General features: G+C 35.1%; 10 protein-coding genes. 2 read left to right on the plus strand and 8 right to left on the minus strand.

Annotated elements, in window-relative coordinates; genetic code table 11:
* The first annotated feature begins 240 nt into the window (after positions 1-240).
* Positions 241-1,683: an amidohydrolase gene (locus AC1EU5_RS11970; RefSeq protein ID WP_480192632.1), complete on the plus strand. Its 1,443-nt coding sequence runs from the start codon at positions 241-243 to the stop codon at positions 1,681-1,683.
* Between the two features lie 96 nt (positions 1,684-1,779).
* Here the strand turns inward: AC1EU5_RS11970 and AC1EU5_RS11975 are convergent, their stop codons facing one another.
* The 8 genes from AC1EU5_RS11975 to AC1EU5_RS12010 all read right to left on the minus strand — a co-directional run bounded on the left by AC1EU5_RS11975 (position 1,780) and on the right by AC1EU5_RS12010 (position 10,345).
* Complete coding sequence (locus tag AC1EU5_RS11975) at positions 1,780-2,094, minus strand: DUF6122 family protein (RefSeq protein ID WP_480192633.1); 315 nt, start codon at positions 2,092-2,094, stop codon at positions 1,780-1,782.
* A complete protein-coding gene (locus AC1EU5_RS11980; RefSeq protein WP_480192634.1) occupies positions 2,094-2,708 on the minus strand; it encodes a WbqC family protein in 615 nt (204 codons plus the stop codon). The genes AC1EU5_RS11975 and AC1EU5_RS11980 overlap by 1 nt, the downstream gene beginning before the upstream one ends.
* 57 nt (positions 2,709-2,765) lie before the next feature.
* Entirely contained in the window at positions 2,766-4,349 is a 1,584-nt protein-coding gene (gene lepB, locus AC1EU5_RS11985) for a signal peptidase I (RefSeq protein ID WP_480192635.1), read from the minus strand.
* A gap of 57 nt (positions 4,350-4,406) precedes the next feature.
* Positions 4,407-5,108, minus strand: coding sequence for a 4-hydroxy-tetrahydrodipicolinate reductase (dapB, locus tag AC1EU5_RS11990; protein ID WP_480192636.1), 702 nt, complete (start codon positions 5,106-5,108; stop codon positions 4,407-4,409).
* 1 nt (position 5,109) lies between these two features.
* Positions 5,110-5,703 (minus strand): DUF5683 domain-containing protein, encoded by a 594-nt coding sequence (locus tag AC1EU5_RS11995; RefSeq protein ID WP_480192637.1) that lies wholly within the window; start codon positions 5,701-5,703, stop codon positions 5,110-5,112.
* 4 nt (positions 5,704-5,707) lie between these two features.
* The gene (locus AC1EU5_RS12000) at positions 5,708-6,607 is read right to left on the minus strand and encodes a ParB/RepB/Spo0J family partition protein (RefSeq protein WP_480192638.1); all 900 of its coding nucleotides are present in this window, start codon (positions 6,605-6,607) and stop codon (positions 5,708-5,710) included.
* Positions 6,573-7,370, minus strand: coding sequence for a ParA family protein (locus AC1EU5_RS12005; protein ID WP_480192639.1), 798 nt, complete (start codon positions 7,368-7,370; stop codon positions 6,573-6,575). The genes AC1EU5_RS12000 and AC1EU5_RS12005 overlap by 35 nt, the downstream gene beginning before the upstream one ends.
* A 131-nt stretch (positions 7,371-7,501) precedes the next feature.
* Positions 7,502-10,345, minus strand: a complete 2,844-nt coding sequence (locus tag AC1EU5_RS12010; RefSeq protein WP_480192640.1) for a M16 family metallopeptidase — start codon at positions 10,343-10,345, stop codon at positions 7,502-7,504.
* Positions 10,346-10,549: 204 nt separating this feature from the next.
* On the opposite strand from AC1EU5_RS12010, the gene rpmH reads away from it, so the two are divergent.
* Positions 10,550-10,708, plus strand: a complete 159-nt coding sequence (gene rpmH / locus AC1EU5_RS12015) for a 50S ribosomal protein L34 (RefSeq protein WP_480192641.1) — start codon at positions 10,550-10,552, stop codon at positions 10,706-10,708.
* The last annotated feature ends 157 nt before the right edge of the window (positions 10,709-10,865 follow it).

Below are 10,865 nucleotides of genomic sequence, written 5' to 3' on the forward strand. Positions count from 1 at the left end.
TTGAAAATTTAGGAATAGAAGAAAAAACCACTGTCAACAACATGTATAATTAATTGTTGCTGAATGTCCTACACGAAAATTCAAACTTATTAACTATCTTTCGGGTATGTCGGGAAATGACTCGCGTCCTTTTCTTCAACTAATCATTCACAAAACCGATAAGCGAAGCTTAGACATTCTCTATTAATAGTAGCATTCAATTATCTTTTGTATTTTTAGTCTTCTCAAAATTCAAATACAATGAAAACCAGACTTTTACTTCTGATTACACTAGTTCTATGTTGCTATTGCTTTCCACAAAAGAAAAAGAAACTAACCAAAAATAAGGCTACCATTCAAGCTTCCGTTGAAAAGCACAAAGAAAACCTCATCAAATTATCTGATGAGATTTGGGCCAAGGCAGAAACCGCCTTTGAAGAATATGAATCTGCAAAATTATTAGCAGATTATGCTGAGCAAAACGGATTTACCGTTGAACGCGGAGTTGCTGATATGCCAACTGCTTTTGTAGCCACCTATGGCTCGGGCAAACCTGTCATTTCTGTTTTAGGAGAGTTTGATGCCCTACCGGGCATTTCTCAAAAAGCGGAGCCTACCAAGCAACCTCTAGAGGAAGGCGCAGGCGGGCACGGTTGCGGCCATAATCTTTTTGGCGCCGGAAGTTTAGGTGCTGCAATCGCTATTAAAGAATTAATAGAACAAGGCAAGCTAAAAGGTACCATAAAATTCTTTGGCACCCCTTCTGAAGAGAAATTCTTTGGTAAAATATGGATGGTACGTGATGGGCTATGGAATGATGTAGACGTAAACATCAGCTGGCACCCCAGTGCATCCATTGAAGCTGATGTACAAAGTTCCTTAGCATTGGTAGACTTTAAAGTGGAGTTTTTCGGGCAGGCAGCACATGCTTCTGCTGACCCCTGGAACGGTAGAAGTGCTTCTGATGCCTTAGAATTGTATACTACAGGAATCAATTACTATAGAGAACATGTAAAACCAACAGTGCGTATTCATTATCATATTCAAGATGGTGGACAAGTAGTAAATGTAGTGCCTGACTATTCAAAAATATGGGTGCGTGTACGTGATACAAAACGTGAAGGCATGATGCCTGTCTATGAACGTGTACAGAAAATGGCTGAAGGCGCTGCTATTATGGCAAATGTTGATTATAAGATCTCTTTGATCTCGGGTATCTATGAGGTACTTGTGAACCGAGCAGGTGGTGAAATCATGCAAGAAAATCTGGAATTGTTAGGTCCCATCAATTATACCGATGAAGAAACTGCTTTTGGAAAAAAGATACAGGAAGTAACAGGTAAACCGCAAGTGGGTATGGATAGTGACATTAAACCCTTAGAAGCTACCAAAGAACATCCGGGTGGTGGCTCTACAGATGTTGGTGATGTAAGCTGGAATGTACCCAACATTAATTTGTCTGTAACTACAGCCCCTAAAGATACACCCTGGCATTCTTGGGCAGTTGTGGCTTGTGGTGGTATGAGTATTGGTCATAAAGGAATGGTCTATGCCTCAAAGGCAATGGCCATGACCATGGCAGATTTATTTGAAAACCCAAAACTGGTAGAAAAAGTAAAAGCAGAATACAAACTACGCAAAGGAGATACTGTGTATAAGGCTATTGTGCCTGAAGGCCCTCCTCCTATTCCGGTAAAAAAATAGATCAACACGTCATACGAACGAAGTGAAGTAATCTGTTAATTAATTGTTCTAAATTAAAAGATTGCTTCGTACCTCGCAATGACGTAAAATGACAACCTAGATAAATAAACAATCAATTGAATCCGTTAGCAAATGTAACAGCAAGCCTAAACCAATAATTCTTGTTTTCTTTATACTAAAAAGAATCATATAAATAAGTAAAGCATAATACGAATGTAGTGGATGAAAATTAATACTGCATCTGTTAGGATCAAAAATGGGCGTTGCTAATAAATGATCTAAATCAATGAACATGGTTGCCAGCATAATGAGCCATGCTTTTTTCCACTGATCTCTAAAGAAAAGGTAAGCTAATACTCCCGGGAACAGAAAATGTAGCCCGTAATGAACGCTAAATCGTACAATTTCCATTAAAAATTAAGGGATTGACTTTCCAGATAATTTAAGGTATTTCCGCCCTCCATGAAGAGTAAATCCAAAATACTTAGGTTTTCTATAAATCCATGTTTATCTGAAAACACCTGGTAATAGGGTTCAAAATTGAAGTCTTGTTTGGCTTTGGCATCTACTAACAAACGATAATCCTTTCCTACTTCATATTCCTTTACAAATTGTGTGGTTTTTTGATAATCTTTAACCTCCAGTTGTACTTGTTCTGCTATGAATTCATGACATTTAAAATTAAAATCAAGCAAGTACTTTTCCTTGGCATTAAATAATACTTCAAGCTCTCTATCAAAAAATTCATAAAATGGAGATGAATTATAAGCTGAAGCGATTGACTTTAAATGTTGCTGTTTCCAGTTTTCACTGTGATCAATTTGTACATCTTTGGAAGCCTGTTTACTATTTGATTTTAAAACAGGAATATTTAGTAATTGCTTGCCGTTGGCTCCATAAATATAGCAGCGATTCCTATAGGTTTGCTTTTGGAAATTGTCTGCTACTTCAAAAACAACTTTTTGAGCTTTTGAAATCGCAACATACTGCGAAATTGGAGAAAAGTATGTAGGGTAGAATAACACCGTTAATTTGATGATTTGCTGAACCGTTAAAACGGCTTTACAAATAAACGATTAAACTTAACTATTAGCTTTCTTTCGTTTCCTATAAAAATCATAACCAAACCATAATACCAGAGCACCTAAGAAATAAGGTAAATAAGATACCCGTTTTCCTTCACCACCAACAGTGGTAAATACACGATCCCACCGTATTTTATTAAAACCTTTACCATCTTTATTCCAGCTCATCCATATAAATACTGGTTTACCAACCACATGATCAAAAGGTACAAATCCCCAGGCACGTGAATCCAGCGAATTTTGACGATTGTCACCCATCATCCAATAGTAATCTTGTTTAAAGGTATATTCATCAGTAAACTCTCCATTAATCATAATTTCATCTCCATTGACTATGAGATTATTGTTTTCATATTCTGAAATCACACGTTTATAAAATGGGAGTGTTTCTTTGGTTAATTTAACAGTTACTCCCTTTTTAGGGATAAAAAGAGGACCAAAATTGTCGCCATTCCATCCTAATGACGGTACATGAGGAAAGACATCTCTTGGCACTCCTTTAGCTTCTAAATTTTTGGTCACACTTTTTACAAGGGGGTTTTTAGCAATCAAAGCAGCTTCTTGATCTGTTAAGGTCAAAAAGTAATTACCGTCTTGCATCCTCCCTCCTTCTCTAGCTCCATATCTATTTACTAATGTGTTGGGGTTGATAGCCTGCCCATCAGTATCAACAATAAAATTATATTGTGTTTTGGCTCTGTCTGGCAATTCAGTTCGTTTACCATTAATATAAACATAACCATCTCTTATTTCTAAAGAGTCACCAGCTATACCTGTACATCGTTTTACAAGATTCGTTTTCTTATCTATAGGTTTGTAGTAGTTCCTATCAGGATGAAAATCATTCATATCAAGTAGGGTATCAGCCGGCTGATTAAATACTACAATATTATTGCGTTCAATCTTTTGAAATCCAGGAAGTCGCAAATAGGGCAATTGCAACTTGTTTAATAAGGAACTATTTTTATTTTCCTTTTTATCATCAAACATATAAGACTTTGACTTTATCAAAGGAATAGTATCATGCACCATGGGTGCTGCTACTGTGGTCATAGGAACACGTGCCCCATGATGGAACTTACTCACAAATAAAAAATCACCAATCAATAACGATTTCTCTAAAGATGAAGAAGGAATAATATAGGGTTGCATAAAATAAGTATGCACTAGTGTAGCTGCGATGATAGCAAAAACAATAGAACTAACCCACTCTCCTAATTCGGTCCTGGGTTTTAAGCTTCTGTCTTCAATATAAGGTGCATCTGTAAAATAATTGACATAATATATATAGAAACCAAGTGTTAAGACCACTAAGAAACTATCCTTCGTAGTGTTAAAACCAAAACTTCTGATGGTTTCTATCCATATAACAGGAAACATAAACAAGTTAATAATGGGTATAAACAATAAGATAACCCACCACCAAGGTCTATTTATAATCCGCATCAGAACAATGGCATTGTAAATGGGAATCAAAGCTTCCCATGCTTGTCTACCAGCACGCACATATAATTTCCAAGTGCCTAAAAAGTGAATTACTTGAATGATTAAGAAAAATAGTAACCAACCTGTAAATGTCATAATCTTATTCGTTTTATAAAAAATGGACTCCTACCTACACAAGAATGACAAATTCTTTTAAATACCTAGTACATCTTTCATTGTAAATACGCCTTGCTTGTCTTTAAGCCATTCAGCTGCAATAATAGCTCCTAAAGCAAAACCGTCTCTATTCTTTGCTGTATGTTTTATTTCAATTTCATCAACAGCTGAATCGTATAAAACACTATGTGTTCCTGGTACCTTAGCTATACGTTTCGCGACAATAGGTATTTCATCTTCATTTTTTGTTACATTTAATACCCAATTATTTTTAGAAGAGTTTTCTATAATTCCTTCAGCCAAGGTAATTGCTGTACCACTAGGTGCATCTAACTTCTGTGTATGATGAATCTCTTCCATTGACACCTTATATTCTTGAAAAGGTGCTGCCATCTTTGCTAACTTTTTATTCAATTCAAAGAAAAGGTTTACACCTAAACTATAATTTGAAGCGTAAATAAATGCACCTTTTTTCTGTTCACAAAACTCAACTGCTTTATCAAAAAGCTCTAACCAACCTGTAGTACCAGAAACAATAGGAACATTAGCATCAAAACATTTTGTAATATTATTAAAAGCCTCCGTAGGGATACTAAAATCAATCGCCACATCAGCCATAGAAAAATCTTCATCTAAACGGCCTTCATCTATCTTGGCTACGATAGTATGTCCTCTTTCTAGAGCCAATCTTTCTATGGTTTTTCCCATTTTTCCGTAGCCAAATAATGCAATCTTCATACTAAAACTTAAAATTCATTGATAATCCGACCATTGGCTGATTTGTAATTGATTCCATAAAGACTTTGGGACGGAAAGATAGTCTGGTATCTAAAGCTTTGTCAGGTAAATGTGCGTCTACATTCGCCTCCAAAATATTTAATGCATATAAACCTATAGTAATAAACAAAGAAAGGTCTCTATTCTCTTTAAACACATTTTGAGCACGTTCAAGCCCGTCTTCACTTATAAAAGCACCATTTGTACCATCAAACTCATCGGGTCGACCTGCTCTACGAAGTTTAAAAGCTGTACGATAGCGATTAAAATCATCATCATTTCGTACATAAAAATAAACACCTGTACCTATTGCTCCCCATACAATAGGTGCTTTCCACCACTTTTTATTATAAATCTGCCCTAAACCAGGTAAAATAGCTGAATAGAAGGCAGCTCGTGCAGGTGATAAGGGGTCAATATCTTGATTAAACCGAATCAGTTTTTTCTTAACCGCAACAGAGTCTTTTTTTATGATCAATTCATCTGTTTCCTGCGCTTGGATGAATGACGTGCATAAAAATAAAATAAGTATGCTATAGATGATTTTTCCAGGCATAGCCTTATTGCATCAACTTTAAAATGCGATTGAAGTCTTCTTCAGAGTGAAAAGGAATGATAATCTTACCTTTATTATTTGATGCCACCTTTACATCTACCTTATGCCCAAAATACTCGCTTATTTCTTTTAACCCTTTGCGTATATATTTTGGTGTTTCTTCTTTTGGAGTTACACTACTGATTTGTGTAGAATGACCTTCTCGAAGATTTTTAACCAATTGCTCTGTTTGACGAACTGACAATTTATTTTTAATGACCTTTTCGTAAATATCTAACTGATCATCATGATTCTCTATATTGATCAAAGCCCTACCATGGCCCATACTTAAAAAACCATCACGCATTCCTGTTTGAATGATGGGATCTAATTTCAATAAACGCAAATAATTGGTTACTGTAGATCTGTTTTTACCAACTCTAGAACTTAATTGTTCTTGTGTTAGCTTGATCTCATCAATTAATCGTTGGTAGGATAACGCTACTTCTATTGGATCAAGGTCTTGGCGTTGAATATTCTCTACCAAGGCCATTTCAAGCATTTCCTGGTCATTTGCCAAACGCACATAAGCAGGAATTGTATTTAGACCAACCAATTTAGATGCTCTGAACCTACGTTCTCCGGATACCAATTGAAATTGGTTTCCTTCTAGCTTTCTAACCGTAATAGGCTGTATAACGCCCAATTCTTTAATAGAGCTGGCCAGTTCGCGTAAGGCTTCCTCGTTAAAATAGGTTCTTGGTTGATACGGGTTTACCTCTATAGAGTCAATAGAAATTTCAACAATGTTTCCTACTACCTTATCAGCTCCTTTATCTTGAATAGAATTAATTGTATCAGCTGAATCATTTAATAAAGCAGATAATCCTCTACCTAATGCTTGCTTTTTTACTGCTTTTGCCATTTGCATTCTTTTTTAATAATTCATGTGCTAAATTAATATAATTTACTGCTCCTTTACTTGTAGCATCATAGGCGATGATGCTTTCTCCATAGCTTGGCGCTTCCCCTAATCTGATATTACGTTGAATAATGGTTTTAAATACCATATTATGGAAGTGTTTCTTCACTTCAGCAACCACTTGATTTGACAAACGCAAACGCGAATCATACATGGTAAGCAATAACCCTTCAATATCAAGATCAGGATTGTGTACCTTTTGTACACTTTTAATAGTATTTAAAAGCTTGCCCAAACCTTCTAATGCATAATACTCACATTGAATAGGAATAATAACAGCATCAGCTGCTGTTAGTGCATTCAATGTAATTAAACCTAACGACGGCGCGCAATCAATAACAATATAATCGTAAATATGCTGAATAGACTCTAATGCCCTTTTGAGCATATACTCACGTTCATCTTTATCTACCAATTCAATTTCAATAGCTACTAAGTCAATATGTGCAGGAATAATATCAACATTAGGTGAATTTGTAGTTACAATAGCATCTTTAGCAGAAATAGTATGCTCTAATAGCTGATATGTACCTCCTGATACGCTTTCAACATCAATACCCAAACCAGAAGTTGCATTTGCCTGAGGATCAGCATCAATAAGCAATACACGTTGCTCCAAAACCCCCAATGCAGCTGCTAAATTCACTGTTGTTGTGGTCTTGCCTACTCCCCCTTTTTGATTGGCAATCGCTATGATTTTCCCCATTAAAATGATGCTTTTTTTGAAGCCATAAAAATACGATTATTTGGCAGTAATAAAAATGAAGTTTTGAACAAAAAATAAAGCTGTTAACAAGTGAGTTAACAGCTTTACTTAAAGCATTCATATAAAGCAAATTATTTCTTATCCTCCGGATAAAGCACTGCCATAATATGCCCTTCTGACAAATATTTTTTAGCTATTTCTTGAATACCTTCTTTTGAAATAGCATCAATATCTTTAGTAGCCCCAATGACCTTCATCTTATCAGATTCATTATAATCAACATCCTTTAAAGCATTGATCCAATATTTATTCTTTTTAAGCCCTTCTTTATACTCTAATAATTGTGCTTCTTTTACTTTAGCTACATCTTTTTCTTCAGGACCATTATTAATAATACTTTGAACTTCTGCTAAAGCTGCTTCGGTTAACTTATCAACATTTTCAGGTCCGCAGGGGAAAGATATTGTAAAATTATAAGAACCATAGGGTATTTTATTCATAGAACCTCTAGCGCCTACTCCATATACACCTGACTCTTCTTCACGCAATTTCTCAATTAGCTTGATAGATAATATTTCACCTAAACTCTTTAATAAATGTTTGTCTTTACCATTATAGGCAGTTTCACCATTCCATTGCAACAGAACTGTACTTTTAGGTTCAGTTCCTTTTTTTACGATTTTCTTATGTGAGCCAGAAAGCGATCTGAATCCATGATCTTTAAATGCTTCCTTCTCTTTTGTTCCAGGTAAACTTGCTAAATATTGCTGCGCATATTTCCTTAATTTTTCTTCATCAAAGTTTCCGACAAAGTAGAAGTTGAAGTCGCCAGCATTGGCAAAGCGTTCCTTATATTTTTCGAAAGCTAAGCTATAGTCAGCTTTGTCTAAAATTTCTGGTGTTGGAAACCCTACATATCTTGGATTTCCTTCATTCATAAACTTACCCATTTCTATCTGAAAATAGATATTAGGGTTCGATAGCACATTTCCTAAAAACGCTTTTTGTTTTGCTATAAATGATTTAAATGCTTTGTCATCTTTATTTAAGGATGTGAAATATAAATGTGTTAACTGAAATAACGATTCTAAATCTTTAGGCGTAGAGTTTCCCGTTAGTCCTTCACTGCTTCCTCCAATGAACGGTGTAACATTTGCTATCTTACCAGACATCACTTTACCCATATCGGTTTTAGTCATGCCATTAACACCAGCTTCTGTCAAACCTCTATTAGCATTCGCCACTTTTTGCAACTCTTCATTAGAATATAATGAAGTTCCACCATAACTAAATGCTTCCATTAATACCTCATCATCTTTAAAATCGGTTTTCTTATAGGTTACGGTAGCTCCATTCACCAATGTTAAAGTGGTTGTTCCTAAAGCTTCATTTTTCACTTCTTGAATAATTGCGCCAGGCTTTGGTAATTCTGTCATTAGTGATTTTGCCAACTCTGCATCCTCATAAGGTTTAATATCCGAAGTTTCTACAGACTTCAATAAATCAAGTACCTGCTGCTTGGTTGCCTTTTTTACACCCTCTTTTTCAGCACCGGTTAGCACTACCACCCTATTATCCTTACGCAAATAACTATTTATCAAATTATTTACTTCATTTAAGTTGATAGTAGGTAATGCTCTTTTGTAAAAATTATATTCCCATTCTATTCCAGGGATGGGCTCATCTTCTAAGAAATTACGCACATATTCACCTACATAATTGGCTGATTCATTCTTATCTTTATTTTGATATGCTTTTTCCATACCTGCGAGAATATCTTTTTTTGCACGTTCAAATTCTCCTTTTTGAAACCCAAACCTTTTTACGCGTTCATTTTCCTCTAATAATGCTTTTAGGGCTGTCAATTGCCCAGTTTCACTTGTTAATGCAAAAGATTGATATGCACTTTTGCTTCGTGCCCATGTGCCCCCTTGGTATGAAGAGCCAAATACAAATGGTGGATTCTCACTATTTCGCAACTCATCCAATCTGTTATTGATCATCTGAGAGAATAAACTCTTTACTACCAACTTTCTATAGTCTTCAACTGTTTTATCAGCCTTTGGCAGACCTTCTTCCTTATACATTAATTGTACACGGTTGAAAGTAGACTCAGGGTCTGACTCAATAGCAACCAGCGTTTCTTCATTATTTGGAACTTCAAAAATCTTACGCTCTCTTGGGTTTTCAACCGCTGGAACTTTACCAAAGTGCTCTTTAATTTTGGTCTCCAACTTATCTACATCAACATCTCCTACGGCAACAACAGCCATTAAATCAGGGCGATACCAATCTTTTTTAAATCTTCGCAAAGCTTCATAAGAAAAGTTTTCCAAAATTTCTTTAGTACCTATAGGTAACCTATCAGCATATTTTGAGCCGTTCATAATAATAGGTAAATACTTGTTTAACATACGCTTATCCGCACCTAAACCTAAACGATACTCTTCTAGTACAACTCCTCTTTCTTTGTCAATTTCCTCATCAGTCAATAGGGTATTAAATGCCCAATCTTCAAGTATCTGAAATCCCTTTTCTAGTTTTTCTTCATCATCACTGGGTATTGGCAAAATGTATACAGTTTCATCAAAACCTGTATATGCATTTAGGTGGGCACCAAATTTAACCCCTATACTTTGCAGGTAATCTACTAGTTCATTCTTCTTAAAATTTTTGGTACCATTAAAATTCATATGCTCCATAAAGTGAGCTAAACCTAACTGGTCATCATCTTCTAAGACAGACCCAGCGTTTACCGCTAGGCGCAAAACCACTTTATCTTCAGGCTTACCGTTGTTCCTAATATAATAGGTCAATCCATTAGGTAATTTTCCTTTACGGATGTTTGGATCAATAGGAATTTTTGCATCTTTTACTTCCAATGCAACTTCCTTGGCATCTTTAACCACAGTTTCCTGTGCCTCTAAAAAAGGCATAACAGCAACCGCAAAGAGTAGTGTAATTAATTTCTTCATATTTCAGTTAATTTCAAATTGTTTAACATGTAAAAATATCACTTTTCTCTATCAAGTGAATAAGGAAAAATGCATTTTTAATTTTTATAAAAATCTGCTTGTCAAACACAAAAAGGTTTGTATATTTGCGCTCGATTTTAGCAAGGCTTCATTTGTCACTAAAATAACTAGTATTTACAATATAGATTTTAAAGATATACTGAGATGAAAAGAACGTATCAGCCATCAAAAAGGAAGAGAAGAAATAAACACGGCTTTATGGAAAGAATGGCTAGTGTAAATGGTAGAAAAGTTTTAGCTAGAAGAAGAGCTAAAGGAAGAAAAAGATTAACTGTTTCTTCTGACCCAAGACCAAAAAAATAATGATCAATTATTGATATTCTCAAAAGGTGTTACTGTTTTAGTAACACCTTTTTTTATATCTTCTTAATAAGTTTTTTAAAAGTGACTTATTACTTAGTGCGAAAATTAAAATATTTGCAACCGTTATAAATTATTCTAATAAAGTTCTTAAATAAAA

The organism is Maritimimonas sp. 2405UD52-3, assembly GCF_056591715.1.

Bases quoted from the DNA above. Each gene is read 5' to 3' on its own strand.
- AC1EU5_RS11970 (WP_480192632.1), top strand. From the start codon at position 241: ATGAAAACCAGACTTTTACTTCTGATTACACTAGTTCTATGTTGCTAT.
- AC1EU5_RS11975 (WP_480192633.1), bottom strand. From the start codon at position 2,094: ATGGAAATTGTACGATTTAGCGTTCATTACGGGCTACATTTTCTGTTC.
- lepB (WP_480192635.1), bottom strand. From the start codon at position 4,349: ATGACATTTACAGGTTGGTTACTATTTTTCTTAATCATTCAAGTAATT.
- dapB (WP_480192636.1), bottom strand. From the start codon at position 5,108: ATGAAGATTGCATTATTTGGCTACGGAAAAATGGGAAAAACCATAGAA.
- AC1EU5_RS11995 (WP_480192637.1), bottom strand. From the start codon at position 5,703: ATGCCTGGAAAAATCATCTATAGCATACTTATTTTATTTTTATGCACG.
- AC1EU5_RS12000 (WP_480192638.1), bottom strand. From the start codon at position 6,607: ATGGCAAAAGCAGTAAAAAAGCAAGCATTAGGTAGAGGATTATCTGCT.
- AC1EU5_RS12005 (WP_480192639.1), bottom strand. From the start codon at position 7,370: ATGGGGAAAATCATAGCGATTGCCAATCAAAAAGGGGGAGTAGGCAAG.
- AC1EU5_RS12010 (WP_480192640.1), bottom strand. From the start codon at position 10,345: ATGAAGAAATTAATTACACTACTCTTTGCGGTTGCTGTTATGCCTTTT.
- rpmH (WP_480192641.1), top strand. From the start codon at position 10,550: ATGAAAAGAACGTATCAGCCATCAAAAAGGAAGAGAAGAAATAAACAC.